The sequence below is a fragment of the Stenotrophomonas sp. YJH_SMC_119 genome, from assembly GCF_059368315.1.
This window is the reverse complement of sequence record NZ_JCAFRP010000004.1, coordinates 141,495-166,689: the sequence shown is the minus strand read 5'-3', so window position 1 is coordinate 166,689 and position 25,195 is coordinate 141,495. Positions and strand designations below refer to the sequence as shown.

The following is a 25,195-nucleotide window of genomic DNA, read 5'->3' as shown; positions in this document are numbered from 1 at the left end:
AACCGGCTTCGGTGGGTGCGGACCTTGGTCCGCACTGATGCCACCATCCACGCATGGCGTGGATCTACTGATTCTCGACTCGATCAATCGGCGCACTGCTGGCGCCGACCGATACTCAGCCTTCCAGCTCTTCCCAGCGCGCGTAAGCGGCATCCAGCTCGGCCTGCACCTTCGCCAGCTGCTGGGTGTGCGCGGTCACTTCGGCGCTGCTGCGGGTGTAGAACGACGGGTCGTTCATCGCCGAGGTCAGGCCTTCGACATCGCCTTCCAGCTTCTCGATGGTCTTCGGCAGCTGCTCCAGTTCGCGCGCTTCCTTGTAGGCCAGCTTGCGCTTGGGTGCGGCAGGTGCCGCAGCTGCAGCCGGTGCGGCGGCGGCCGGTTTGGCTGCCGGAGCCGCGGCAGGCGTCGCCACGCTGGCCGCATAGCGCTGCCAGTCGCTGTAGCCGCCCACGTACTCGCCGATCACGCCATCGCCCTCCATCACCAGCGTGGAGGTGACCACGTTGTCGATGAAGTCACGGTCATGGCTGACCAGCAGCAGGGTGCCGGTGTATTCGCCCAGCAGCTCTTCCAGCAGCTCCAGCGTTTCCACGTCCAGGTCGTTGGTCGGTTCGTCCATCACCAGCAGGTTGGACGGCTGCGCGAACAGCTTGGCCAGCAGCAGGCGGTTGCGCTCGCCACCGGACAGGCGGGTAATCGGCGCACGCGCGCGCTCCGGGGTGAACATGAAGTCCTGCAGGTAGGCATGCACATGCTTGCGCTTGCCGTTGAACTCGAGGAAATCGCGGCCTTCGGCGACGTTCTCGATCGCGCTCCAGTCTTCGCGCAGCACCGCGCGGTACTGGTCGAAATACGCGATCTGCAGGTTGGTGCCGGCGTTGACTTCGCCCTTGGCCGGCTGCAGTTCGCCCAGCAGCAGCTTGAGCAGCGTGGTCTTGCCGCTGCCGTTGGGACCGATCAGACCGATGCGGTCGCCGCGCATGATGGTGGTGGTGAAATCGCGGACCATGGTGCGCTCGCCGAAGGCGAACGAAATGTCCTTGACATCGATGACCTTCTTGCCGGAACTGACGCCCTGTGCGGCTTCCATCTTGACGTTGCCGCTGAGGTCGCGACGCTGCGAACGCTCCACGCGCATCGCCTTCAGGCGGCGCACGCGGCCTTCGTCGCGGGTGCGACGGGCCTTGATGCCCTGCCGGATCCAGACTTCTTCCTGCGCCAGCAGCTTGTCGAAGCGGGCGTTCTCCTGCGCCTGCGCGTTGAGGCGCTCTTCGCGGCGGCGCTCGTAGTTGGCCCAGTCGCCTGGCCAGCTGGTGACTTGGCCGCGGTCGATCTCGACGATGCGGGTGGCCAGGGCACGCAGGAAGCGACGGTCATGGGTGACGAACACCACGCTGCCGCTCCAGCCCTTCAGGAACGCTTCGAGCCAGTCGATGGCCTCGATGTCCAGGTGGTTGGTCGGTTCGTCCAGCAGCAGCACATCGGGGCTGGACACCAGCGCGCGGGCGAGCAGCACGCGGCGCTTCATGCCGCCGGACAGGCGGCCGAACTCGGCCTCGCCATCCAGGTCGAGCTTGGTCAGGGTTTCGCTGACGCGCTGGTCCAGGCCCCAGCCGTTGGCGGCATCGATCTTGGCCTGCACGTTGCCGAGGGCTTCGCCATCGAAGACTTCGGCATGGCTGAGGTGGTGGAATTCGGCCAGCCACTGGCCCAGCTCGCCAAGGCCGTCGGCGACGACGTCGAACACCGAGCCGGCCGCGCCGTGCGGCACTTCCTGCTCCAGGCGGGTGACGCGCACGCCCTGCTGCACGCGGACTTCGCCGTCATCGGGCTTGTGGTCGCCGGACAGCAGCTTGAGCAGGGTGGATTTGCCGGCGCCGTTGCGGCCGATCAGGGCGATGCGTTCGCCCGGCTCGATCGACAGTTCGGCCTTTTCCAGCAACAACGGGCCGCCGACGCTGAAGTCGACGTTCTGCAGAGTAATCAGAGGCATCCGGATATTGTACGGGTTGGGGGCGTCGGCCGGGTTGCACCCGGCACCCGCGGTAGTGCCGGCCGCTGGCCGGCAACGTCAACGGCAACGTCAAAAGCTGGTTTCCTGTGGGATGGCGGGATGGTTGGAATCGACTGGGGATCTGATGGCTTATTCCACGTCCCCCAGCAGCGCCTGCAACCCCGGCAGCCACTGCTTGCCGGGATGCCGTACCAGCCACAGCGTGCGCTGCAGGGCCGGCAGCGGGGTTTCGAGCACGCGCAGGCGGCCCAGGGCCAATGGCTCTTCCAGCGCGTGACGCGAAAGACAGGCCAGGCCGAGGCCGGCGATGGCGGCCTGCTTGATTGCTTCGGTATTGCCCAGCTGCAGGGTCTGGGCGAAGCCACGCAGGTGCGGCAGCAGCGCCTGTTCGACGGCTTCGCGGGTGCCGGAGCCTGGCTCGCGCAGCAGCCAGCGTGCGCGGCGCAGTTCGTCCAGCGACCAGCTGGCGGGGGCATCGGCGGCAGCCACGATCACCAGCGGGTCCTGCTGCCAGGCGGTCACCTGCAGGCCGCGCTCGTGGCACGGGCCTTCGATCAGGCCGGCGTCCACGTCCAGGCGCTGCACGGCAGCGACCACGCCGGCACTGTTGTCGATGCGCAGGTCGACCTCGGCCTGCGGCGCCTGGCGCAGCAGTTCGGCGATGCGTGGCGGCAGCAGGTAATTGCCGATGGTGGTACTGGCGGCCAGCACCAGCCGCAGCGGTGCCCCCTGCGATGGGTCGCCGCCGGCGGCCAGCTGACGCTCCAGGTCGGCGGCGTTGACCAGCAAGGTGCGCGCCGGCTCCAGCAGTGCGCGGCCATGCCCGTTCAGCGCCAGACGGCGGCCGATGCGGTCGAACAGCGGGGTGCCGAAGTGCGCCTCCAGCTCCTGCAGGGCGGCGCTGCTGGCCGACTGCGAGAGCGCAATGGCCTGGCCGGCAGCGGTGGTGCTGCCATGGTCGGCGATGGCGACGAAGACCTGCAGCTGGCGCAAGGTCAGGCGCATGGCACTTACCTTCTTGATGGGTAGGTTTCACCAATATTATTCGTTTTACAGGTCAGCGACAGACGCGCACGCTTGCCCCATCACTCCAGCCTTGCCCCTGCCATGAATGCCCCTGCCCTCTCCCCCTGGTCCCTGCCCGCCTTGCGCCAACGCTGGCAGCCGCGTCTGCCCGGTCTCGTGCTGGTAGGCCTGATCGCGGCGGCGTCGCTGTATCTGGCCGAGCTTCCGTGGCTGCAGGCACATGGCTTGAGCGCGCTGACCGTGGCGATCGTCGCCGGCATCGTGGTCGGCAACACCTTCTACCCGCGGCTGGCACCGGGCAGCGCGGCCGGTGTCGGCTTCTCCAAGCACTGGCTGCTGCGCGCCGGCATCGTGCTGTACGGGCTGCGCCTGACCTTCCAGGACATCGGCCATGTCGGCGTCACTGGCGTGCTGATGGACGTGCTGGTGGTTGCCAGCACCTTCGGCCTGGCTTGCTGGCTGGGCGTGCGCGTGTTCAAGATGGAGCGCGAGGCAGCCATGCTGATCGGCGCTGGCAGCGCGATCTGCGGTGCGGCAGCGGTGATGGCCGCCGAGCCGGTGGTGCGTGGCCGCGCTGCGCATGTCACCGTCGCGGTCTCGACGGTGGTGGTGTTCGGCACGCTGGCGATGTTCCTGTACCCGGCGCTGTATGCACTGGTGCAGTCGCACGGCTGGCTGGCAATGGACGCGCGGCAGTACGGCCTGTTCACCGGTGCGACGGTGCACGAAGTGGCACAGGTGGTGGCGGCCGGCCGTGCGGTCAACGAAGCGGCAGCTGACACGGCGGTGATCACCAAGATGGTGCGGGTGATGCTGCTGGCGCCGTTCCTGATCGCGCTGTCACTGTGGCTGGCCCGTGGCGGCAAGGCCAGCGCCGATGGCAGCAAGGCGCGCATCGTGGTGCCGTGGTTCGCGTTCGGTTTCGTGGCCGTGGCCGGTTTCAACTCGCTGCATCTGCTTCCGGCCGGCCTGCAGGCCGGGCTGGTGCAGCTGGACACGGTGCTGTTGGCGATGGCGATGGCCGCGCTGGGCCTGACCACCCACGTCTCGGCGCTGCGCCAGGCAGGACTGAAGCCGCTGCTGCTGGCGCTGATCCTGTTCGCCTGGCTGCTGTTCGGTGGCCTGGCAATCCACCAGGGTGTGCTGGCGGTGCTGGGCTGATCAGGAGCGTGCCGACCAGGGGCGGCACATACCAGTAGATCCACGCCGTGCGTGGATGACGACTCCGACGGGGTCAGAGCCCTTTCCTGCGGAAAGGGATCCGTCCCCACCCCATTGGGCGGGACCGGCCGTGCAGGCAGGTACAATGCGCCATGACTGACTTCTCGACCCTGCCGCTGAGCCCGGCCCTGCAGCCCGGCCTGGATGCCCTCGGCTATACCACCCTCACCCCCGTGCAGGCGCAGAGCCTGCCGGCCATCCTGGATGGCCGCGATGTAATCGCACAGGCACCCACCGGCAGCGGCAAGACCGCCGCCTTCGGCCTGGGCCTGCTGCAGTCCATCGACCCCAGCCTGATCCGCGTGCAGGCGCTGGTGCTGTGCCCGACCCGCGAACTGGCCGACCAGGTCGGCAAGCAGATCCGCAAGCTGGCCACCGGCATCCCCAACCTGAAGCTGTTGCTGCTGGTCGGCGGCGTGCCGCTGGGCCCGCAGCTGGCCTCGCTGGAAGGCCATGACCCACACGTTGTGGTGGGCACGCCCGGCCGCGTGCAGGAGCTGGCACGCAAGCGCGCGCTGAATCTTGGCGCGGTGCGCACGCTGGTGCTGGACGAGGCCGACCGCATGCTCGACATGGGCTTCGAGGAGCCGATCCGCGAGATCGCCGGCCGCACCCACAAGGACCGCCAGAGCCTGCTGTTCTCGGCCACCTTCCCCGACAGCATCCGCGCCATGGCGCGTGACCTGCTGCGCGACGCGGTGGAAGTAACGGTGGAAGGCGCCGACCAGGCACCGGCGATCCGCCACCTGTTCTGCGAGGTGGAACCGGCGCACCGCCAGAAGGCGCTGGCCGGCCTGCTGCTGAAGTACACCCCGGAATCGGCGGTGGTGTTCTGCAACACCCGCAAGGACGTGGACGAAGTTGCCAACTCGCTGCAGCAGTTCGGCTTCTCCGCACTGGCTCTGCATGGCGACATGGAACAGCGCGACCGCGAGGAAGTGTTGTTGCTGCTGGCCAACCGCAGCTGCAACGTGCTGGTGGCCAGCGACGTGGCCGCACGCGGCCTGGACGTGGAAGAGCTGGCGGCGGTGATCAACTACGAGCTGCCGACCGACGTGGAGAGCTACCAGCACCGCGTGGGCCGCACCGGCCGTGCCGGTGCCAGCGGCCTGGCGATCAGCCTGGTGGCCGGTCGCGAGAAGACCCGTGCCGAAGCCATCGAAGCGCAGATGGGGCAGCCGCTGGACTGGCAGAAGACGCCGCTGGCAACCTCGCGCCCGGCCGAACTGCCGCAGGCCGCGATGCGCACGCTGCGGATCGACGGTGGCAAGACCGACAAGCTGCGCCCAGGCGACATTCTCGGTGCACTGACCGGTGATGCCGGCCTGTCGAGCAAGTTCATCGGCAAGATCGCGATCTTCCCGACCCGCTCCTACGTGGCGATCGCGCGTGAGCAGGCCACCAAGGCCGTGGCCAAGCTGGAAGCCGGCAAGATCAAGGGCCGTCGTTTCCGCGTGCGGATGATGTGATTGAAGCAGCGTTGCCAACCACGGTTGGCAACGATCTGACCTGGTAGTGGCCAACCTTGGTTGGCCCATTCCGCGGCGTCAGTCGCGAAAGGCGCTGCCAACCACGGTTGGCAACTACCGGTTCCCGGCCATTCGCTCTGGTAGATGCCAACCTTGGTTGGCACCTGCCCTTCGATCAGAACACCAGTTCGGTGTGCAGCGGCAGATCCGATTCCCAGCGGGCGCGACCACCCAGGCCGTCCAGTTCGACCAGTACACCGGCACCGACCACGTTCACGCCCAGGCGGCGCACCAGCGACAGCGCAGCGACCAGCGTGCCGCCGGTGGCCAGCACGTCGTCGATGATCGCCACGCGGGCCCCGGCCGGCAGCGCATCGGCGTGCACTTCGATGCAGTCACTGCGGTATTCCAGCGTGTATTCCTCGCGCAGCACCTGGCCCGGCAGCTTGCCCGGCTTGCGCACCGGCACGAAGCCCACGCCCAGTTCCAGCGCCATCGCGGCGCCGAGGATGAAGCCACGCGATTCGATACCGATCACCGCGTCCAGCTTCTGGTCGCGCCAACGGTCGGCCATCGCGGTGATGGCACCGCGGAAGTCCTCGCTATGGGCGAGCAGCGGCATGATGTCCTTGAAGAGGATGCCGGGCTTGGGGAAGTCGGCGATGTCGCGCAGTCGGGAGGCCCACTGCGGAGCGACGAGGGCGTCGGTCATGTCACATTGGCTATCTGATGGCGGCATAGGGTACCTGTTCCGGGCGCCGGCTGCCTGTTGGGGGTGTTCGGCCGGGCTGCGCCCGGCACCTGCAGAGGCTTCAAGCAACGGCAACGGCAACGGCAGAAGCGGGTTTCCTGTGGGATGGCGGGGTGGGTCCGGTGGCGGGGGCCGCTGCAAGTACGTCCATGTAAGCTCGGTCGCCGCATCCATGCGGCTCACGCCCCCGCAACCGGACCCACCCCGCCTTCGACAGTTTCCTGCGACCTGTCGTAGATCCACGCCATGCGTGGATGAATCTTCATCGAAATCGAATATTTCGAGAATTGAACAAAAAGCATCCACGCATGGCGTGGATCGACCGTGTCGACCAAGGTCGACACCTACCCACAGCAACGGGAATCTGTCGGAGGCGGGGCGGTGTCGGAGTGCGGGGTGTCAGCCGCATGGGCCCGAGGCATGCCTCGGGCGGGTTGGGCAGGACGCCCAACCCCGGTCTTGCCGTGTGCGCAGGAAAGCGCACACGAGCAAGCGGCTGCCAAGCCTACACGGACGTACTTGCGGCGTCCCCGCACTCCGACACCGCCCCGCCAAACCACGGAATCCAGCTTTTGCTCTGGCTGTTGACCTGGCCTCTGCGGGTGCAGGGCGCAGCCCTGCCGAAACCCACCCTCAGGAACTGCAGGACAACATCGAGCAGCCGGCGCGGTTGTCGGCCCACGCCGGCCGCTTGCCGGCATAGTGCTCCAGGCCGGCGCGCTCGGTATACGGATCGCGCAGCACATCCTGTAACGCATGAACACCGCCGAGGTCGCCCTGTTCGGCGCGATCGATGGCCTCCTGCGCCAGCCAGTTGCGCAGCACGTACAGCGGATTGGCCGCGGCCATCTTCGCCGTGCGCTCGCTGGCCGACAGCGGATCCACGCGCAGCCGCGCCGCGTAATCCTGCAGCCACTGCTGCAACGGTGCCTGCACCGACTGCTGGCGTGCCTCGTCGTAGTACACCGCGTCCAGCACACCCACATCGGGCGACGCTGGATCAACGCGCATCAGCGCGCGCCAGGCCAGGGTCATGTCCATTGCGCCGTCCTGCATCAACTGCTGCCAGCGCAGGTAGAACTGCAGGTCTTCATCATCCGCCGCAGCCAGGCCGAGTTTCGCTGCGGCATCGCGACGGGTGCAGGCGACGAAGGTGGACTGGTACGCGGCCAATCCTGCCTGCAACGGTTCGACATCGGCGAACAACGGTGACAACGCCTGTGCCAATCGGCTCAGGTTCCAGTACGCCACCTGCGGCTGTGTACCGAAGCGGTAGCGACGCCCCTGGGCATCGGTGGTGTTCGGTGTCCAGTCCGGGTCGAAGTCCTCGACCCAGCCATAAGGACCGTAGTCGAGCGTGAGGCCGAGCACGGACAGGTTGTCGGTGTTCATCACGCCATGCACGAAACCGACGCGCATCCAGTGCGCGATCATCTCGGCAGTGCGCACCGCGATCTGCGCGAACCAGTCGCCGTACAGCGCCTCACCCTGCCCTTCGAGCTCCGGAAAGTCGCGGGCGATGCACGCGTCGACCAGCTGCCGCAACAAGGCAGTTTCGCCGCGTGACGCTGGCAGTTCGAATGAACCAAAGCGCAGGAACGAGGGCGATACCCGGCACACGATGGCGCCGGGCTCGGCACGCGGGTGGCCGTCGTAGAACATGTCGCGTACCACGTCTTCGCCGGTGCCGACCAGCGACAGCGCGCGCGTGGTCGGTACGCTCAGGTGATGCATCGCTTCGCTGCACAGGAATTCACGGATGGATGAGCGCAGCACTGCGCGGCCATCAGCACCCCGCGAATACGGCGTGGGACCGGCACCCTTCAGCTGCAGTTCCCAATGACGGCCATCCGGTGCGACCAGTTCGCCCAGCGAGATCGCGCGGCCGTCGCCGAGCTGGCCCGCCCAGTGGCCGAACTGATGGCCACCGTAATTGGCCGCCCACGGCTGCATGCCGGCGTACAGCGCATTGCCGCCGAACACCTGCGCGAAGCCTTCGCTTTCGACTTCAGCGGTATCGAAGCCAAGCATCGCGGCGACGTCCGGCGCCCAGGCCAGCAGCGTGGGCGCCGCCACTGGAGTCGGCATCACCGGCGACCAGGCCGCGCCCAGCACTTCGCGGCGGCGCGGGCCGGATTCGGGGTCGCCCGGCAGGGCATGCAGCAGTCGGTTGTCGAAACGGGGGCTGTCGGTATCCATGGGATTGGAGATGGGGGCGACCGCCGCCCGCCTCAATTGCCGCTGAGCGCCTGCAGATGACCGCCGTGGGCTTCGGCGCGCTGATAGGCCGGCCGCTCGCTGATACGCTTGAGAAAGCCACGCAGCGCCGGCTTGTCGTCGAGGCCACCACCCCGTGCGGCCGCAGCCTGGATCGGGAAGCTCATCTGGATGTCGGCTGCGCTGAACCGCTCACCCGCGAACCACGGGCTTTCGGACAGGCGGCGCTCCATCCAGTCCAGGTGCAGTCGTCGCTGCGGGCCGATGAAGCCACGCTCGGCCTTGTCGGCGATGCTGCGCGCAATCGGGCGGGCGAAGAACGGCATCGGCGCGTTGCGGATGCGGCCCATCACCAGGGTCAGCAGCAGCGGCGGCATCGCCGAGCCTTCGGCGTAGTGCAGCCAGTAGCGGTAGGCGATGCGCTCGGCGCCATCGGCCGGCATCGGTGACGGCGACAGCTGGCGTTGGGTGTCGTAGCGGTCTGCGAGGTAGTCGAGGATCGCGCCGGACTCGGCCAGTACCAGCTCGCCATCCTGCAGCACCGGCGACTTGCCCAGCGGATGCACGTTGCGCAGTTCGGGCGGTGCCAGCAGCGTCTTCGGATCCCGGGGATAACGGCGCAGTTCGTAGTCCAGCCCCAGCTCCTCCAGCATCCACAGCACACGCAGGGAACGGGAGTTTTCCAGGTGGTGGACGATGCGCATGGGGATGATCCTTGGGGAGGCCTGCATCGTACCGCGCCAGCTGCATGCCCTTTGTAGAGTCGAGCGTGCTCGACTGCTTTCCAGAGACAGTCGAGCAATCTCGACTCTACAAAGCAGCAGGCAATAAAAAACGCCGGAAGCTTTCGCTTCCGGCGTTCTGGCTACCAAACGGTAGCAGACGGATTAGACCGCCTGCACCTGGTCAGCCTGCATACCCTTCTGGCCCTGGACGGCGATGAAGGTAACCTTCTGGCCTTCCTGCAGGGTCTTGAAGCCGGTGCCCTGGATGGCACGGAAGTGCACAAACAGGTCCGGGCCGCTTTCCGGGGTGATGAAGCCGAAGCCCTTGGCGTCGTTGAACCACTTGACGGTGCCGGTCTGACGATCAGACATTTGACTAACTCCTGAAACACATGTTGAAAAAATCGCAGCCACCGGGTATCGGGGCCGAGACTGAGTTGCAGGCGTTGGTAAAGCGGATCGATGAGCGGATCGTGAGATCAACTGCACCAGGCCACGATTCACGGTGACCCTAGCAAACACAGTGGGACGAACGATACGCGTGTTTTCTGCAAAAAGCGATAGCCCGGACGTTCATCGGCTGGCCCCGCCCGCTAGACGTGACAAGGGCTGGCAGCCGATCGAGGCTAACCCCGAGTCCCCATTCAGGATTTTCCTACCCTACACTGGGTAAATGACTGAAGCTGAAACCCAAGCTGAACCCGCCCTCCCCCGCATCTGGGTGGACGCGGACGCCTGCCCCACCGTCATTCGCGACATCCTGTTCCGTGCCGCTGAACGCGTTGGGATCGAACTGACCCTGGTTGCCAACCAGTGGATCCGCACCCCGCCCTCACGCTGGCTGCGTTCGATCCAGGTGCCCCAGGGCCTGGACGTGGCCGACAGCGCCATCGTCGAACGGGTCGCTGCCGGAGACCTGGTCGTCACCCAGGACATCCCGCTGGCCGCGCTGGTGCTGGAGAAGAAGGCCGTGGCGCTGAACCCGCGCGGCCAGCTGTACACGCCGAACAACATGGCCGAGCGGCTGTCGATGCGCAATTTCATGGAAGAACTGCGCGGCGCCGGGGTCCAGACCGGCGGCCCGCCGCCACTGGGCCAGCGCGACCGGCAGCTGTTCGCCGCCGAGCTGGACCGCTGGCTGGCGCGGCGCCCGGTTCGCTGAACGGCCCTACCCGCTCTGGGCGGGCAGGCACAGGCGGCGCTGGCTGCTGAACCGCCGCGGTTCCCCGGTCAGCGGATCATCGAAGGCCAGCCCCTGCGCCAGCAGCTGCAGGGGCGACTCGAACGTGTCATCCCGGCGCGGCCTCAGCTGCGGATACAGGTCATCGCCCTCGATGGGGGCGCCCAACATCGCCATATGCACGCGCAGCTGATGTTTGCGACCGGTTTCCGGCTTCAGCCGGTAGCGCCAGACCGGCCCTTCGGCCTCGATCGGCTCGATCAGGCTGCGCGCATTGGGCTCGCCCCGCACTTCGGCCATGCGGAAGAACGGCTCCCCCGGCACCAGACGGCTGTCCCGCTGCAACGGAAACGCCAGCCCGGGCAGCGCCGGTGCCAGCGCCTCATAGGTCTTCTCGATGCGCCGCTCGCGGAACAGCCGCTGATAGGCATCGCGCGTGGCTGCCTGGGTCGAGAACAGCACCACGCCGGCGGTCAGCCGGTCCAGGCGGTGCAACGGCGCCAGTTCGGTGTTGCCGGTGCGTGCGACCAAGCGCGACAGCAGGGTTTCGCGCACATACCCACCGGCCGGCGTTACCGGCAGGAAGTGCGGCTTGTCGGCCACCAGCAGGTGCGCATCCAGATGCAGGATGGTCTCGACGAAGGGAATCACCGGCTCGTCGGCAACCTCGCGGAAGTACTGGATTTCCAGCCCCACCTGCCAGGGCATGTCCGGCGCCAGTGCCCTGCCCTGCGCATCCTGCACACGGCCTCGGGCGAAGCGGTCCTGCCATTGCGCGCGACCGATGCGAGGGAAACGCGCGCACAGGCCATCGAGCAGGCTGGGCCAGTGGCCGGGGGGCAGCTGCAGGTGGCTGGGCAGGGTCATGGCGTCCATTCCGGCCACGGGAAAGAGCGCCAAGAGTGCCACCGTTGACGCTGCGCAGACAGCCCGGCAACGGACACCCTTGGAGCAAACCTCTATCATTGACGTCTTTAGTCCACGGATCCCCCATGGCTCTTACCGCCACCATCCGCAAGGCCGAACTGCAGATCAGCGACATGGATCGCGGCTACTACGCAACCCACAACCTGACCTTGGCCCAGCACCCGTCCGAGACCGACGAACGATTGATGGTGCGCCTGCTCGCCTTCGCGCTGAACGCCGGCGACCGCCTGGAATTCGGCCGCGGCCTGAGTACCGACGATGAGCCGGACCTGTGGGAACACGACTACACCGGCGACATCCTGCAATGGATCGACCTGGGCCATCCCGACGAATCCCGCATCCGCAAGGCCAGCAACCGCAGCCGGCAGGTGCAGGTGGTCAATTACGGCGGCAACGCCTCGGAAATCTGGTGGGGCAAGCAGGGCAAGGGCCTGGCGCGCTTCGACAACCTGTCGGTGGTTGACCTCGATGGTGCCTTCGTCGAACTGTGGGGCCAGCAGATCCAGCGCGCGATGCGCTGGAGCGTGCTGATCCAGGACGGTGAAGTGCAGCTGCTCAACGATCAGATGCAGCTCGACGTGGTCCCGAACTGGCGCAAGCGCGCCAAGGCATGAGCACGATCCGTTGCGACGTGGTGGTCATCGGCGCCGGCGCGGCCGGGCTGATGACCGCGATCACGGCTGGCCAGCGCGGCCGCCAGGTGCAGGTGATCGACCATGCCAACAAGGTCGGCAAGAAGATCCTGATGTCCGGCGGTGGCCGCTGCAACTTCACCAACACCGGCACCACCCCGGCCAACTTCCTGTCGGCCAACCCGCACTTCTGCAAATCGGCGCTGGCGCGCTACACGCCCTGGCACTTCATCGAGCTGGTCAGCAAGCACGGCATCGCCTATCACGAAAAGGAGCTTGGCCAGCTGTTCTGCGACATCTCGTCCAAGCAGATCGTGAAGATGCTGGTGGACGAATGCCAGGCGGCCGGTGCCCAGATCCGCACCGAATGCAGCGTGCAGCGCATCGAGCACGGCAGCGACGGGTTCCGCGTGCACACCACGCAGGGCCTGTTCCACTGCGCCTCGCTGGTGGTTGCCACCGGCGGCCTGTCGATTCCGAGCATGGGCGCCACCGGCTTTGGCTACGAGATTGCCCGCCAGTTCGGCCATCAGGTGCTGCCGACCCGCGCCGGGCTGGTGCCGCTGACACTCAGCGGCAAGCACCAGGAACGGCTGGCCGACCTGAGTGGTGTCGCCCTGCCGATCGAGGCGCGCTGCAACGGCAAGAGCTTCCAGAACTTCATGCTGCTGACCCATCGCGGCGTGAGCGGCCCGGCGATCCTGCAGATCTCCTCGTTCTGGCAACCCGGCGATGCGCTGGAGCTGGACCTGCTGCCCGGCCAGGATGCCGGCGAGTGGCTGCGCCAGATGAAGCGCGAGCGCCCGGCCGCCGAGCTGCGCACGGTGCTGGCCGAGGTACTGCCGAAGCGGCTGGCGCAGCGCCTGTGCGAGCACTGGCTGCCCGACCGGCCCGTGCGCCAGCTGGACGAGCCGGTGCTGCGCCAGGCCGCGCAGCTGCTGGGCGCGTTCCCGCTGGTGGCCAGCGGCACCGAGGGCTATCGCACCGCCGAAGTCACCCTGGGCGGCGTGGATACAGCTGAGGTGTCGTCCTCGACGATGGAATCCAAGCGCGTACCCGGCCTGCATTTCGTCGGCGAGGTGCTGGATGTGACCGGCTGGCTGGGCGGCTACAACTTCCAGTGGGCTTGGGCCAGCGGCCACGCGGCCGGTGGCGTGGTGTGAACCAGATCGCCGTTCGATGCGTGCAAGGGGCGCGCGCATGGACGGTTCGCCGCGCATCGTGTATCTAGATTCGCAGATTGGGGAGCAGTGCATGCAGAACGCGAACGACATCACCATCCGCCTGCTGATCGTCGATGACAGCGGCGAGAATGCCGAAGCCATTGTCAGCACGCTGCGCAACAGCGGCATCGCGGTGCGCCCTTGGCGTCCACAGGATGCGGCCGAGCTGTCCCAGGTGCTGTCCAGCCAGGCCATCGACCTGGTGCTGGCGTCCCCCTCGCAGGGCATCCCGCTGCCGTTGGTGGCCCAGCACATCGCCGCCAGCGGCAAGGACATTCCGCTGGTGCTGCTGGCCGATCGCATCGACGAGGACGAGCTGGTGCAGGCCAGCAGCCACGGCATCCGTGCCCTCGCCCTGCGCCAGCGCTCCGAGCATCTGTTGGCCGTGGTCCGCGACCAATGGGTGGACCTGCAGGCCCGTCGCGGCCTGCGCCGCATCGAAGCGCAGATGCGCGAGACCGAGCGCCGCTGCGATGCGCTGATCGCCTCTTCGCGCGATCCCATCGCCTACGTGCACGAAGGGATGCACATCCGTGCCAACGATGCCTACCTGGAAATGTTCGGCTACGAGCAGTTCGACGACATCGAAGGCATCTCGCTGCTGGACATGGTCGCCGCGCAGCATGTGGAAGGCTTCAAGCAGCTGCTGAAGGGCCTGAGCCGTGGCGAGGCGCCGCCGCCGCAGTACCAGCTCGATGCCCGCCACGAGGATGGCAGTACGTTCGCGGCAACCATGGAATTCACCGCCGCCACCTACGAAGGCGAATCCTGCCTGCAGGTGGTGCTTCGCCGCCGCATGGAGTTCGATCCGGAGCTGGCCCGCGAGGTCGAGGACCTGCGCCAGCGCGATCAGGTCACGGGCCTGCTCAACCGCCCGACCTTCATGCTGCAGCTGGAAAGCGCAGTGGCACAGGCCGGGCGCAGCGAAGGCCAGTTCGGCCTGCTGCTGATCGAGCCGGACCACTACGCGCGCCTGCTGCCGGACATCGGCCTGGCCTCGGCCGACGCGCTGATCGGCGCCCTTGCCGGCCTGCTGGCCGAGGTCGTTGGCGAGGACGCGCAGCTGGCCCGCTTCGGCGAACACAATTTCGCCGTGCTGCAGGCCGGGCCCTACGCGCAGACCGTGGCACTGGCCGAGCGCATCCGCGAAGCGTATGCAGCGCATGTGTTCAGCATCGGCGCGCGCTCGGCTACGGTGACGGTCAGCATCGGTGGCGTGCAGGTGGGCGAGAAGATCGCCAGCATCGGCCAGGTGCTCGCACGCGCCAGCGAGTGCACGCATGCCGCCGCCGAACTGGGCAATACCTGCCGCATCTTCGACCCGGCTGCGGCCGACCGCGTCGAGGAAGAACGCGTGCTGCGCTGGGTCACCCGTATCCGTGAAGCACTGGCCGGCGACGGCTTCCAGCTGCACTACCAGCCGGTGCTGAACCTGCAGGGCGAGCCGCTGGAGCTGTACGAGGCCTACCTGCGCCTGGAGCACAACGGCGAACTGCTGAGTCCGACCGCGTTCCTGGGCATCGCCGAGGAGTACGGCCTGCTGGCGGAGATCAACCGCTGGGTGGTTTCGCAGGCCATCGCCGTACTGGGTCAGCGCGCACGCCAGGGCCACGCCACCCAGGTACTGGTGAAGGTGACGCCGGAATCGTTCGACGACCCAGAGATGATCGCCACCCTGCGGCGCGAGCTGCAGGCGCAGGGCGTGCCCGGCGAACGGCTGTGGCTGCATGCGCCGGAAGCGAAGGTGTTCACCCACCTGCGCAGTGCGCAGCAGTTCCTTGCCGAAGTGGCGCCACTGGGCTGCCGCATCGGGCTGGAGCAGTTCGGTTCGGGATTGGACTCGTTCCAGCTGCTCGCCCACTTCCAGCCGCAGTTCCTCAAGCTGGACCGCGGTTTCACCAGCGATCTGGCGGCCACCCGCGAGAACATCGACCGCATCAGCCAGATCACCGCACGCGCGCAGGAGGCCGGCATCCGCACCATCGCCGAGTTCGTCAGCGACGCCAATTCGATGACCCTGCTGTTCAGTGCCGGCGTGGATTACGTGCAGGGCGACTTCGTCGGCCCGGCGCTGCCGGAGATGGGGTTCGAGTTCGGGTGACCGCGGTAGTGCCGGCCGCTGGCCGGCGTCCTTGGTCCCCAGGGTTGCCGGCCAGCGGCCGGCCCCACCAAAAGAGAAGGCCGGCTTTCGCCGGCCTTTTCATTGGTCAGGTCATGTCGACCAGATTATCGATCTTCACGTCCGGATTGACGTCGGCCTCGTAGTCGACACCCTCCACGCCAAAACCGAACAGGCGCAGGAAGTCGGCCTTGTAGCCGGCCAGGTCGCTGATCTCGTACAGGTTCTCATTGGTGACCTGCGGCCACAGCGCGACCACCTTGCCCTGCACGTCTGCCGCCATTTCCTTGTAGTCGGCACGCAGGCGGCCTTCCTCGTCGACCAGCGCGACGGTATGGCCATCGCCATCGACCAGATCGTGGCGCAGGCGATCGATCGCCACGCCGTCGGCCTTGCCGCCGTAGAGGATGTCGTACAGCACGTCCAGCTGCTCGATGCAGCCTTCGTGGGTGCCCTTTTCCTTCATCACCTTGAACAGCAGCGACAGGTAGAGCGGCATGGTCGGAATGGCCGAGCTGGCCTGGGTGACCACGGCCTTCAGCACCGACACGCGAGCGTCGCCGCCGATTTTCGCCAGCTTCTCGCGCAGGCCCAGCACCTTGGTGTCCAGGTCCTTCTTGGCGGCGCCGATCGAGCCGTTCCAGTAAATCGCCTGGGTGATCTCTTCGCCCACGTAGGTGAAGGCCGTGGTGGTGCAGCCGTTGGCCAGCACGCCGGCGTCGGCCAGCGCGTCGATCCACATCTGCCAGTCTTCGCCACCCATCACCGCGACGGTGCCAGCGATCTCTTCCGGGGTAGCCGGCTGCAGGGTGGTTTCCGTGATTACTTCCTTGTCGGTATCCAGGCCGCGCAGGGTGATCGGCTCGCCGATCGGCTTCAGCGTGGAGCTGATGACTTCACCGGTCTTGGGGTGCTTGCGACGCGGCGCCGCCAGGCTGTAGACGACCTGATCGACCTGGCCGAGATCGGCCTTGATCATTTCGATGGTCTTCGCCTTCACTTCATCGGAGAAGGCATCGCCGTTGATGCTCTTGGCGTACAGGCCGGCTTCGTCGGCGTACTTGTGGAACGCAGCCGAGTTGTACCAGCCCGCAGTACCCGGCTTGCTCTCGCTGCCCGGGCGCTCGAAGAAGATGCCCAGGGTCGCGGCGCCGCTGCCGAAGGCAGCGGTGATGCGCGCAGCCAGACCGTAGCCGGTGGAGGCGCCGATCACCAGCACGCGCTTGGGGCCGTTCTGGATCGGCGGACGCGCGCGGATGTAGTCGATCTGCTGCTTGACTGCGGCCTCGCAGCCGGTCGGGTGGGTGGTGACGCAGATGAAGCCGCGGACGCGCGGTTTGATGACCATGGATACCTCGGGTTGGCAGATGCGGCGCACGGGGCGCTCAGCAGGAATACGGGCGCGCGCCTGCGCGCGCGAACCGCAGGATCGTAGTGCGCGGGGGCCGAATGCACAACCGACGCTGGCGTAGGGTGGTGTTTCTTTTGCAGGGTTGCACCCTGCACCCGCAGAGGCCTGAGCAACGGCCAGAGCCAGAGCAACGTCAAAAGCTGGGTTCCTGGGGGTCGGCGGGGTGGGTCCGGTTGAGGGGGACGCTGCAAGTACGTCCATGTAAGCTCGGTCGCCGCATCCATGCGGCTCACGCCCCCTCAACCGGACCCACCCCGCCTTCGACAGACTTCCGCGATCTGTTGGAACGGCGTGCGGCCTTGGTAGGTGTCGACCTTGGTCGACACGGTTGAATTCATTCGATATCTGACAGATGTGTCGACCAAGGTCGACACCTACCGACAGCCGCAGGAATCTGTCAAAGGTGGGGCGGTGTCGGAGTGCGGGGTGTCAGCCGCATGGATGCGGCTGCCAAGCCTACAGGGACGTACTTGCGGCGCCCCCGCACTCCGACACCGCCCCACCAATCCACGGAATGCCCGCTGTTGCTGTTGCTGCTGCCTCTGCAGGTGCAGGGCTGCAAGCCCTGCCAACAAAAAACCCCGCTTGCGCGGGGTTCTCTGTGCATTGCGTGCAGCGCGAACGCTTACGGGCGACGGGCCAGGGCCTCGACGTCCTTCGCCTTCGGCAGCAGGTCCTGCTTGCTGACACGCAGGAAACCGATCGTCAGCATCGGCACCGCCACCAGGATCGAGGACAGCACCACAATCACCGCACCGATCATGTGCGTCTCGGCCAGGCCTTCCATCGAGCTGCCGCCGTACAGGTACAGGGCCAGCGCCGACAGGAAGAACATCACCGCGGTGATCACCGTACGCGACAGCGTCTGGTTGATCGAACGGTTCAGCACTTCCATCGAGTCCACGCGCAGGCTGCGGAAGTTCTCGCGGACGCGGTCGAAGACCACGATGATGTCGTTGATCGCAAAGCCCATCACCGACAGCAGGCCGGCCAGCACGGTCAGGTCGAACTCACGACCCAGCAGGGACACGTAAGCGACCGTCACGATCAGGTCGAACATCGCCACGATGCTGGCGGTGACCGCGAACTTCCACTCGAAGCGCACCGCGATGTAGATCAGGAAGCCGGCCAGCATGAAGATGGTCGCGTACAGGCCATTCATCGCCAGGTCCTTGCCGATCTGCGGGCCGACGAACTCGTTGCGCAGCACGGTGGCCTGGTTGTCGGCAGAAGACAGCGCCTTCACTACTGCGGCAGCAGTGGCCTTGTCCTCGGCGGCGGCGTCACCGGTACCCGGCGCATGCTCACCGTGCGGGGCCAGGCGGATCAGCAGGTCGGTGTTGCCACCGACGCTCTGGACCTGGGCGCCTTCGAAGCCACTCTGCTCGAGCTTGTTGCGGACCTGCTCGACGTCCACCGGCTTGTCGAAGCGGGCTTCGATCAGGGTGCCGCCGGTGAAGTCCAGCGCGTAGTTGAAGCCCTTGATGCCGATGATGGCGACCGAGGCCAGGAACACCACGATGGTGACTGCCATGGCGACATGGCGCCAGCGCATGAAGTCGATCTTGGTGTCGTTCGGGAGGATGTGCAGCGGAAACAGTTTCATTGTGCGTGTCGTCCCGTCAGATGGCCACGTTCTGGAGCTTCTTGCGACGGCCGTAGATCAGCGTCGCCAGCGCACGCGACACGGTGATCGCGGTGAACATGGAGGCGAAAATACCGATGATCATGGTCAGTGCGAAGCCCTTCAGCGGACCGGTACCGAATGCGAACAGCGCCACACCGACGATCAGGCCGGTCAGGTTGGCGTCGAGAATGGTGCCCGAGGCACGCTCGTAACCGGTCACAATCGCGGTCTTGCCCGGCACGCCGGCACGCAGCTCTTCACGGATACGCTCGTTGATCAGCACGTTGGCGTCCACTGACAGGCCCACCGACAACGCCAGGCCGGCGAAGCCCGGCAGGGTCATGGTCGCGCCAAACAGCGACATCACCGCCACCACGATCAGCAGGTTGAACAGCATCGCTGCCGAGGTGATCACGCCGAACATGCGGTAGTACACGCTGAAGAACACCAGGGTGAACAGGAACGCGAACACCACTGCGCGCATGCCGTTCTTGACGTTCTCGGCGCCGAGGCTCGGGCCGACCACACGCTCTTCGACGAAGTCCATCGGCGCGGCCAGCGAGCCGGACTTCAGCAGCTTGGCCAGGTCGTCGGCTTCCTTCTTCTGCAGGCCGGTGGTCTGGAAGTTCTTGCCGAACACGCCGTTGATGTTGGCCACCGAGATCACTTCCTCGTTGACCTTGAAGCCACGCACTTCCTGGCCGTCAACCAGGGTCACGGTCGGCACGCGTTCGGTATACACCACCGCCATCGGCTTGTTCACGTTGGCGCTGGTGAAGTCGAACATGCGCTGGCCGCCGACGTTGTTCAGCGTCACGCTGACCGCCGGGGCACCGCTGGTGGAGTCGGTCACCGCCTGCGCGCCGACCATCTGGTCGCCGGTGACGATCACGCGCTTGTTCAGCAGGATCGGACCGCCGCCGTCACGGCGCTGATAGACCTTCGCTTCCGGCGGAATGCGGCCGGAGTCGATGGCGTCCTGGGCATTGCCCTCGACCACCGCGCGGTATTCCAGGGTGGCGGTGGCGCCGATCATGCGCTTGGCTTCGGCAGTGTCCTGCACGCCGGGCAGCTGCACGACCACGCGGTCGGCACCCTGGCGCTGGATGATCGGCTCGGCGACGCCGAGCTGGTTCACGCGGTTGCGCAGGGTGTTGATGTTCTGCTCGATGGCGCCATTGGCGATCTGCGCGATCTCGGTCTCCGGCACGGTCACCGTGATTCGGTTGCCGCTGACGTCGTAGCCGAGCGTCGGCTGCGCCTTCACCAGCGCCGCACGGGCACGCTGTGCGGCGTCATCACCGGCGGACGGGCTCAGGTTGGCCACGATCCTGTTGTCCGCGCGACGCTCCACCGACTGGTACGCGATGCGCGCGTCACGCAGGGTGCTGCGCACGTCTTCGGTGTAGGCGTCCAGACGCTTGTCGAGGGCGGCCTTCTGGTCGACCTGCAGCACGAAGTGCACACCACCCTGCAGGTCCAGGCCCAGCACCATCGGGCGACCGCCGAGGTTGGCCAGCCAGTCCGGCACGGTCGAGGCCAGGTTCAGGGCCACGGTGTACTTTTCGCCGACGGTGTCGCGCAGGGCGTCGCTGGCAGCGGACTGCGCCTTCAGGTCCGGCAGGCGGACAATCAGGCTTTCCCCTTCCTTCTCGACACCGACGGGGGTGACACCGGCCGTCTTCAGGTCGGCCAGCACACGGTCGCGCAGCGCATCGTCGATCTGCCCGCCACGGTTGGCGGTGATCTGGAGGGCCGGGTCCTTCTGGTAGATGTTGGGCAGCGCGTACAGCGCGCTGAGCGCCAGTACGATCAGGATGACGACGTACTTCCAGCGTGGAAATTCGAGCATTGCTTGGGGTCCCGCGCGGCGCCATCCCCGGCGCCGCGGTTGTGCATCGGAAAGGGAGTGGCTTACTGGGCCGACTTCAGGGTACCGGCCGGCAGCACGTTGCCGACAGCGCCCTTCTGCACGCGGATGCGCACGTTGTCAGCCACTTCAATGGTGATGAAGTTGTCGCCGATGTCGGTGACGATGCCCGCGATGCCGCCGTTGGTCAGCACTTCATCGCCACGCTTGATCTTCTCCAGCATGGCCTTGTGCTCCTTCTGCCGCTTCATCTGCGGGCGGATCATCAGGAAGTACATGATGGCGATCAGGATGACCGGGAACAGCAGCGTGGTCAGGCCCATGCCCTGCGGTTGGCCGCCGGCGGCCTGGGCGTGGGCGGCGGGAATCAGGAAAGCAAGCAGGTTCATCGTTGGTCCTTTGGTTGGGCGGCGCTTCGGCCCTTTCACGGGCACGAGGTGTCGACCGCGGATCTGGGTCAGCCTTGAAGTATGCCACGGCCCCGGGCGTTCGTCCTTGGGCCGTTTGGCAGGGGCGTTCGGGTTACAGGGGCGGGGCCACCGCCCCGCGTGCCGCGTAGAAGGACTCGCGGAAGGCCAGGAAGGTTCCCGCCTCGATGGCCGCGCGGATGTCGGCCATCAGCTTTTCGTAATAGAACAGGTTGTGCAGGGTACCGAGCATCGGCGCCAGCATCTCGTTGCAGCGGTCCAGGTGGCGCAGGTAGGAACGCGTGTAACCGCCGGTGCAGGCCACGCAGCCGCAGCCCGGCTCGATCGGGTCCATGTCCCGCGCGTACTGGGAATTTCGGATGCGAACGGTGCCGAACGAGGTGAAATAGTGGCCGTTGCGGGCGTTCCGCGTCGGCATCACGCAGTCGAACATGTCCACGCCACGTGCGACACCCTCGACCAGGTCCTCCGGCCGGCCCACACCCATCAGGTAGCGCGGACGGTCGCTTGGCAGCTCCGGGTCCAGGTGGTCGAGCATGGCGTTGCGCTCGTGCTCCGGCTCGCCCACAGCCAGGCCGCCGATGGCATAGCCGTCGAAGCCGATCGCCTGCAGGGCCTCGGCCGAGCGGCTGCGCAGGTCGGTGTGCACGCCGCCCTGGACGATGCCGAACAGGGCCGCGTCATTGCCCAGCTCGTCATGCGCGTTGCGGCTGCGCTGGGCCCAGCGCAGGCTCAGCTCCATCGACCGGCGCGCCACATCCTCGGTGGCCGGGTACGGGGTGCACTCATCGAAGATCATCACCACGTCCGAATCGAGCACCTTCTGGATCTTCATGCTCTCTTCCGGGCCCAGGAACACACGGGCGCCGTCGGTGGGCGAGGCAAAGGTCACGCCCTGCTCGGTGATCTTGCGGCGGTGGGCCAGCGAGAACACCTGGAAGCCACCGGAGTCGGTCAGGATCGGGCCATCCCAGCGGCAGAAGCCGTGCAGGCCGCCGTGGTCGGCGATGATGTCCAGGCCCGGGCGCAGGTACAGGTGGAAGGTATTGCCGAGGATGATCTCGGCGCCCAGCGCACGCACCTGGTCCGGCAGGATGCCCTTGACCGAGCCATAGGTCCCGACCGGCATGAAGGCCGGTGTTTCCACCGTGCCACGCGGGAAGGTCAGGCGGCCACGGCGGGCACGGCCGTCGCGGGTCTGGAGCTGGAACTGCAATCGGGACATGGAGCGGTCGTTCAGGCAAATAGTTGCCTATTGTCTCCCAAAACCGGGCCGGCCGCCCATTCAGGCCGGAACGGCACGGCAGTAGAGCCACGCCATGCGTGGCTTTCCTGGTCTCCAGGCACCTGCAAGTGCGCACCAACGGTGCGCACCCACCACAAGCAGGCAGAGGTCAGCGCCCTACCCCGCCTGCGGGAACAGCAGCATCGCGTCGCCGTAGCTGAAGAAGCGGTAGCGCTGCTCGATCGCGTGCCGGTAGGCCTCGAACACGCGCTCCTTGCCGGCAAACGCGGAAATCATCATCAGCAGGGTGCTTTCCGGCAGGTGGAAGTTGGTCACCATCGCGTCGACGCTGCGGATGCGGTAGCCCGGGGTGATGAAGATCTGCGTTTCACCGGCAAACGGCAGCAGTTCGCCATCACGCATCGCGCTTTCCAGCGCGCGCACCACGGTGGTGCCGACGCCGATCACCCGGCCACCGGCGGCGCGCGTGCGCCGCACCTGCTGCACCAGCTCGGCGCCGACGTTCAGCCACTCGCGGTGCATCACGTGGTCCTTCAGGTCATCGGCACGCACCGGCTGGAAGGTGCCTGCACCCACGTGCAGGGTGACGTGGCCGAACTCCACGCCCTTGTCCTTCAGCGCGGCCAGCAGCGGTTCGTCGAAATGCAGGCCGGCGGTCGGCGCCGCCACCGCGCCCACTTCGCGCGCGAACACGGTCTGGTAGCGCTCGCGGTCGTCCACGCCCGGCTCGCGCTGGATGTACGGCGGCAGCGGCAGGCGGCCGGCGTGCAGCAGCCACTGTTCCAGCGATTCCGGCACATGGAACTGCAGTACGTAGAACTCGCCATCGCGGCCCAGCACTTCTGCTTCACCGCCGGCATCCAGCGCGATGCGACTGCCGGCCTTCGGTGACTTGCTGGCGCCCACCTGGGCACGTGCCTGCTGGCCGCCCAGCAGGCGCTCGATCAGTATCTCCACGCGGCCACCGCTGGCCTTCTGCCCGAACAGGCGCGCCGGGATCACCCGGGTGTCGTTGAACACCAGCAGGTCGCCCGGCTGCAGCAGCGACGGCAGGTCGCGCACCTGCAGGTCGGTGAAGGCATCGGGCGCCGGCGGTACCAGCAGCAGGCGGCTTGCGGAACGTTCGGCCAGCGGGGCCTGCGCGATCAGTTCAGCCGGCAGGTCGTAATGGAAATCGGACTTCTTCAAGGCAGTGGGCGGCAACAGGTCGACAATGGCGCGCATTGTACGTCCAGCGTCTGCGAGCCGGCGTGCTTCGCGGCGAACGTCGCGGAAAATGCTGCTATGCAACAGGTTTCTGCGGGGTTATCGCGCAAAAAAACAAGTGCTAGCATCGAGCCGGAAGTCCGCTGCACGAGCCTGCCCCCAAGCGCGCGTGATGACGCGCGTTTTGCTTTTGAAGACCCGTGCGACCCATTGTTTCAGGAGATCTGCAATGAGCTTCATCGAACGCCTCGCCCCCCTGCGCAGCCAGCCCGGCACCCGTCTCACCACCGGGCTGGACGATGCCACCCTGACCGCCCTGTCCGCCAACCACCCGCAGCTGATCGCTGCGGTGGACGCCGCTGCCGAGGAATTCGCGCGCGTGCAGGCCGACCTGGGGCCGCTGCTGGCGCAGGACGAACAGGCGCAGATCGACGCGATGCAGGACGGTTTCGTCAATTTCTATGCCGATGACGCGGTGACCCCGTACGTGGCACTGGCTGCGCGCGGCCCATGGGTGGTCACCCTGAAGGGCGCCGTGCTGTACGACGCCGGCGGCTACGGCATGCTCGGCTTCGGGCACACCCCTGACGCCGTGCTGGAGGCGATGGCCCGCCCGCAGGTGATGGCCAACATCATGACCCCCAGCCTGTCGCAGCAGCGCTTCATCACCGCCCTGCGCGCCGAGATCGGCCACCGCCGTGGCGGCTGCCCGTTCGCCCGTTTCATGTGCCTGAATTCCGGTTCCGAAGCGGTTGGCCTGGCCGCCCGCATCGCCGATGTCAACGCCAAGCTGCAGACCGACCCGGGTGCGCGCCACGCTGGCGCTGCGATCAAGCGCGTGGTGGTCAAGGGCAGCTTCCATGGCCGTACCGACCGCCCTGCCCTGTATTCCGATTCCAGCCGCAAGAGCTACATGCAGCACCTGGCCAGCTACCGCGGTGAGGACTCCGTGATCACCGTGGCGCCGTACGACGAAGCCGGCCTGCGCAAGGTGTTCGAGGACGCCGCACGCAACCAGTGGTTCATCGAGGCGGTGTTCCTGGAACCGGTGATGGGCGAAGGCGACCCGGGGCGTTCGGTGCCGCCGTCGTTCTATGCCGTTGCCCGCGAACTGACCCGTGCCCACGGCAGCCTGCTGCTGCTCGACTCGATCCAGGCCGGCCTGCGCGCGCATGGCGTGCTGTCGGTGGTCGATTACCCGGGCTTCGAAGGCCTCGACCCGCCGGACATGGAGACCTATTCCAAGGCCCTCAACGCCGCGCAGTACCCGCTGTCGGTGCTGGCGGTGACCGAGCATGCCGCGCAGCTGTACCGCAAGGGCATCTATGGCAATACCATGACCAGCAACCCGCGTGCGCTGGACGTGGCCTGCGCCACCCTGGCCCAGCTGACCCCGCAGGTGCGCGCCAACATCGCCGAACGCGGTGCCGAGGCCGTGCACAAGCTGGAACAGCTGAAGAACGAGCTGGGCGGGCTGATCACCAAGGTGCAGGGCACCGGTCTGCTGTTCTCCTGCGAGCTGGCCCCGCAGTTCAAGTGCTACGGTGCCAACTCGACCGAGGAATGGCTGCGTCAGCACGGCATCAACGTGATCCACGGCGGCGAGAACTCGCTGCGCTTCACCCCGCACTTCGGCATGGACAGCGAGGAGCTGGACCTGCTGGTGGGCATGGTCGGCCGCGCCCTGCGTGAAGGCCCGCGCCGCGAGCAGGCCGCTGCCGCGTAAGTCTGCTTGGCGTTTGTAGAGTCGAGCCGTGCTCGACTCGGCCTTTGCCGCGATCTGAACGAAGAGCAGCCGAGCATGGCTCGGCTCTACAGAAGGGCTCATAATCCAAGAACACCCCGTCCCCGACCGCCCTGCGGTTGGCGACGGGGCGTTTTCGTTTCCGGCCAAGAGACAGGA

At 66.8% G+C, this 25,195-nt stretch carries 20 protein-coding genes; 7 read left to right on the top strand and 13 right to left on the bottom strand.

Annotated elements, in window-relative coordinates; genetic code table 11:
- Window positions 1-115 precede the first annotated feature (115 nt).
- Entirely contained in the window at window positions 116-1,993 is a 1,878-nt protein-coding gene (locus AC5P6S_RS08345) for an ATP-binding cassette domain-containing protein (RefSeq protein WP_049397764.1), read from the bottom strand.
- Window positions 1,994-2,143: 150 nt separating this feature from the next.
- Window positions 2,144-3,019, bottom strand: coding sequence for a LysR family transcriptional regulator (locus AC5P6S_RS08340; protein ID WP_038645894.1), 876 nt, complete (start codon window positions 3,017-3,019; stop codon window positions 2,144-2,146).
- Window positions 3,020-3,121: 102 nt separating this feature from the next.
- Between AC5P6S_RS08340 and AC5P6S_RS08335 the strand changes: the two genes are divergently transcribed.
- Together AC5P6S_RS08335 and dbpA are read left to right on the top strand one after the other, a co-directional pair.
- On the top strand, window positions 3,122-4,201 hold the full coding sequence (locus AC5P6S_RS08335; RefSeq protein WP_012479937.1) for a YeiH family protein: 1,080 nt from the start codon (window positions 3,122-3,124) through the stop codon (window positions 4,199-4,201).
- A gap of 152 nt (window positions 4,202-4,353) precedes the next feature.
- On the top strand, window positions 4,354-5,730 hold the full coding sequence (dbpA, locus tag AC5P6S_RS08330; protein ID WP_049397767.1) for an ATP-dependent RNA helicase DbpA: 1,377 nt from the start codon (window positions 4,354-4,356) through the stop codon (window positions 5,728-5,730).
- Window positions 5,731-5,905: 175 nt separating this feature from the next.
- Here the strand turns inward: dbpA and AC5P6S_RS08325 are convergent, their stop codons facing one another.
- The 4 genes from AC5P6S_RS08325 to AC5P6S_RS08310 all read right to left on the bottom strand — a co-directional run bounded on the left by AC5P6S_RS08325 (window position 5,906) and on the right by AC5P6S_RS08310 (window position 9,795).
- Window positions 5,906-6,442 (bottom strand): adenine phosphoribosyltransferase, encoded by a 537-nt coding sequence (locus AC5P6S_RS08325; RefSeq protein ID WP_032964924.1) that lies wholly within the window; start codon window positions 6,440-6,442, stop codon window positions 5,906-5,908.
- Window positions 6,443-7,114: 672 nt separating this feature from the next.
- Window positions 7,115-8,680: a protein adenylyltransferase SelO gene (locus AC5P6S_RS08320; RefSeq protein WP_049395144.1), complete on the bottom strand. Its 1,566-nt coding sequence runs from the start codon at window positions 8,678-8,680 to the stop codon at window positions 7,115-7,117.
- Window positions 8,681-8,712: 32 nt separating this feature from the next.
- Window positions 8,713-9,402: a glutathione S-transferase family protein gene (locus AC5P6S_RS08315; RefSeq protein ID WP_033834915.1), complete on the bottom strand. Its 690-nt coding sequence runs from the start codon at window positions 9,400-9,402 to the stop codon at window positions 8,713-8,715.
- A gap of 183 nt (window positions 9,403-9,585) precedes the next feature.
- Entirely contained in the window at window positions 9,586-9,795 is a 210-nt protein-coding gene (locus AC5P6S_RS08310; protein ID WP_004153307.1) for a cold-shock protein, read from the bottom strand.
- A 301-nt stretch (window positions 9,796-10,096) separates the two neighbouring features.
- On the opposite strand from AC5P6S_RS08310, the gene AC5P6S_RS08305 reads away from it, so the two are divergent.
- Window positions 10,097-10,585: a YaiI/YqxD family protein gene (locus AC5P6S_RS08305; protein WP_005409265.1), complete on the top strand. Its 489-nt coding sequence runs from the start codon at window positions 10,097-10,099 to the stop codon at window positions 10,583-10,585.
- A gap of 6 nt (window positions 10,586-10,591) precedes the next feature.
- On the opposite strand, the gene AC5P6S_RS08300 is transcribed toward AC5P6S_RS08305, so the two are convergent.
- Window positions 10,592-11,470, bottom strand: coding sequence for a pseudouridine synthase (locus AC5P6S_RS08300; RefSeq protein WP_235643672.1), 879 nt, complete (start codon window positions 11,468-11,470; stop codon window positions 10,592-10,594).
- A gap of 125 nt (window positions 11,471-11,595) precedes the next feature.
- Between AC5P6S_RS08300 and AC5P6S_RS08295 the strand changes: the two genes are divergently transcribed.
- The 3 genes from AC5P6S_RS08295 to AC5P6S_RS08285 all read left to right on the top strand — a co-directional run bounded on the left by AC5P6S_RS08295 (window position 11,596) and on the right by AC5P6S_RS08285 (window position 15,486).
- On the top strand, window positions 11,596-12,144 hold the full coding sequence (locus AC5P6S_RS08295) for a YaeQ family protein (protein ID WP_005409263.1): 549 nt from the start codon (window positions 11,596-11,598) through the stop codon (window positions 12,142-12,144).
- Window positions 12,141-13,325, top strand: a complete 1,185-nt coding sequence (locus AC5P6S_RS08290) for a BaiN/RdsA family NAD(P)/FAD-dependent oxidoreductase (RefSeq protein ID WP_005409262.1) — start codon at window positions 12,141-12,143, stop codon at window positions 13,323-13,325. The genes AC5P6S_RS08295 and AC5P6S_RS08290 overlap by 4 nt, the downstream gene beginning before the upstream one ends.
- A 91-nt stretch (window positions 13,326-13,416) precedes the next feature.
- On the top strand, window positions 13,417-15,486 hold the full coding sequence (locus AC5P6S_RS08285; RefSeq protein ID WP_005413024.1) for an EAL domain-containing response regulator: 2,070 nt from the start codon (window positions 13,417-13,419) through the stop codon (window positions 15,484-15,486).
- Between the two features lie 106 nt (window positions 15,487-15,592).
- Here AC5P6S_RS08285 and fabV read toward each other — a convergent pair whose 3' ends face one another.
- The 6 genes from fabV to queA form a co-directional block, all read right to left on the bottom strand.
- Window positions 15,593-16,852, bottom strand: a complete 1,260-nt coding sequence (gene fabV, locus AC5P6S_RS08280) for an enoyl-ACP reductase FabV (RefSeq protein ID WP_005413023.1) — start codon at window positions 16,850-16,852, stop codon at window positions 15,593-15,595.
- Between the two features lie 688 nt (window positions 16,853-17,540).
- On the bottom strand, window positions 17,541-18,521 hold the full coding sequence (secF, locus tag AC5P6S_RS08275; RefSeq protein ID WP_005413022.1) for a protein translocase subunit SecF: 981 nt from the start codon (window positions 18,519-18,521) through the stop codon (window positions 17,541-17,543).
- A gap of 16 nt (window positions 18,522-18,537) precedes the next feature.
- A complete protein-coding gene (secD, locus tag AC5P6S_RS08270) occupies window positions 18,538-20,394 on the bottom strand; it encodes a protein translocase subunit SecD (protein WP_180872412.1) in 1,857 nt (618 codons plus the stop codon).
- A gap of 62 nt (window positions 20,395-20,456) precedes the next feature.
- Window positions 20,457-20,801 (bottom strand): preprotein translocase subunit YajC, encoded by a 345-nt coding sequence (gene yajC, locus AC5P6S_RS08265; RefSeq protein WP_005409257.1) that lies wholly within the window; start codon window positions 20,799-20,801, stop codon window positions 20,457-20,459.
- Window positions 20,802-20,934: 133 nt separating this feature from the next.
- Window positions 20,935-22,065, bottom strand: coding sequence for a tRNA guanosine(34) transglycosylase Tgt (tgt, locus tag AC5P6S_RS08260; protein ID WP_005409256.1), 1,131 nt, complete (start codon window positions 22,063-22,065; stop codon window positions 20,935-20,937).
- A 177-nt stretch (window positions 22,066-22,242) separates the two neighbouring features.
- Window positions 22,243-23,310 carry a tRNA preQ1(34) S-adenosylmethionine ribosyltransferase-isomerase QueA gene (gene queA / locus AC5P6S_RS08255; RefSeq protein WP_012479927.1) on the bottom strand — a complete coding sequence of 356 codons (1,068 nt, stop codon included), beginning with the start codon at window positions 23,308-23,310 and terminating at the stop codon, window positions 22,243-22,245.
- Between the two features lie 211 nt (window positions 23,311-23,521).
- On the opposite strand from queA, the gene AC5P6S_RS08250 reads away from it, so the two are divergent.
- Window positions 23,522-25,018 (top strand): aminotransferase class III-fold pyridoxal phosphate-dependent enzyme, encoded by a 1,497-nt coding sequence (locus tag AC5P6S_RS08250; protein ID WP_049395739.1) that lies wholly within the window; start codon window positions 23,522-23,524, stop codon window positions 25,016-25,018.
- The last annotated feature ends 177 nt before the right edge of the window (window positions 25,019-25,195 follow it).

Bases quoted from the DNA above. Each gene is read 5' to 3' on its own strand.
- AC5P6S_RS08345 (WP_049397764.1), bottom strand. From the start codon at position 1,993: ATGCCTCTGATTACTCTGCAGAACGTCGACTTCAGCGTCGGCGGCCCG.
- AC5P6S_RS08340 (WP_038645894.1), bottom strand. From the start codon at position 3,019: ATGCGCCTGACCTTGCGCCAGCTGCAGGTCTTCGTCGCCATCGCCGAC.
- AC5P6S_RS08335 (WP_012479937.1), top strand. From the start codon at position 3,122: ATGAATGCCCCTGCCCTCTCCCCCTGGTCCCTGCCCGCCTTGCGCCAA.
- dbpA (WP_049397767.1), top strand. From the start codon at position 4,354: ATGACTGACTTCTCGACCCTGCCGCTGAGCCCGGCCCTGCAGCCCGGC.
- AC5P6S_RS08325 (WP_032964924.1), bottom strand. From the start codon at position 6,442: ATGACCGACGCCCTCGTCGCTCCGCAGTGGGCCTCCCGACTGCGCGAC.
- AC5P6S_RS08320 (WP_049395144.1), bottom strand. From the start codon at position 8,680: ATGGATACCGACAGCCCCCGTTTCGACAACCGACTGCTGCATGCCCTG.
- AC5P6S_RS08315 (WP_033834915.1), bottom strand. From the start codon at position 9,402: ATGCGCATCGTCCACCACCTGGAAAACTCCCGTTCCCTGCGTGTGCTG.
- AC5P6S_RS08310 (WP_004153307.1), bottom strand. From the start codon at position 9,795: ATGTCTGATCGTCAGACCGGCACCGTCAAGTGGTTCAACGACGCCAAG.
- AC5P6S_RS08305 (WP_005409265.1), top strand. From the start codon at position 10,097: ATGACTGAAGCTGAAACCCAAGCTGAACCCGCCCTCCCCCGCATCTGG.
- AC5P6S_RS08300 (WP_235643672.1), bottom strand. From the start codon at position 11,470: ATGACCCTGCCCAGCCACCTGCAGCTGCCCCCCGGCCACTGGCCCAGC.
- AC5P6S_RS08295 (WP_005409263.1), top strand. From the start codon at position 11,596: ATGGCTCTTACCGCCACCATCCGCAAGGCCGAACTGCAGATCAGCGAC.
- AC5P6S_RS08290 (WP_005409262.1), top strand. From the start codon at position 12,141: ATGAGCACGATCCGTTGCGACGTGGTGGTCATCGGCGCCGGCGCGGCC.
- AC5P6S_RS08285 (WP_005413024.1), top strand. From the start codon at position 13,417: ATGCAGAACGCGAACGACATCACCATCCGCCTGCTGATCGTCGATGAC.
- fabV (WP_005413023.1), bottom strand. From the start codon at position 16,852: ATGGTCATCAAACCGCGCGTCCGCGGCTTCATCTGCGTCACCACCCAC.
- secF (WP_005413022.1), bottom strand. From the start codon at position 18,521: ATGAAACTGTTTCCGCTGCACATCCTCCCGAACGACACCAAGATCGAC.
- secD (WP_180872412.1), bottom strand. From the start codon at position 20,394: ATGCTCGAATTTCCACGCTGGAAGTACGTCGTCATCCTGATCGTACTG.
- yajC (WP_005409257.1), bottom strand. From the start codon at position 20,801: ATGAACCTGCTTGCTTTCCTGATTCCCGCCGCCCACGCCCAGGCCGCC.
- tgt (WP_005409256.1), bottom strand. From the start codon at position 22,065: ATGTCCCGATTGCAGTTCCAGCTCCAGACCCGCGACGGCCGTGCCCGC.
- queA (WP_012479927.1), bottom strand. From the start codon at position 23,310: ATGCGCGCCATTGTCGACCTGTTGCCGCCCACTGCCTTGAAGAAGTCC.
- AC5P6S_RS08250 (WP_049395739.1), top strand. From the start codon at position 23,522: ATGAGCTTCATCGAACGCCTCGCCCCCCTGCGCAGCCAGCCCGGCACC.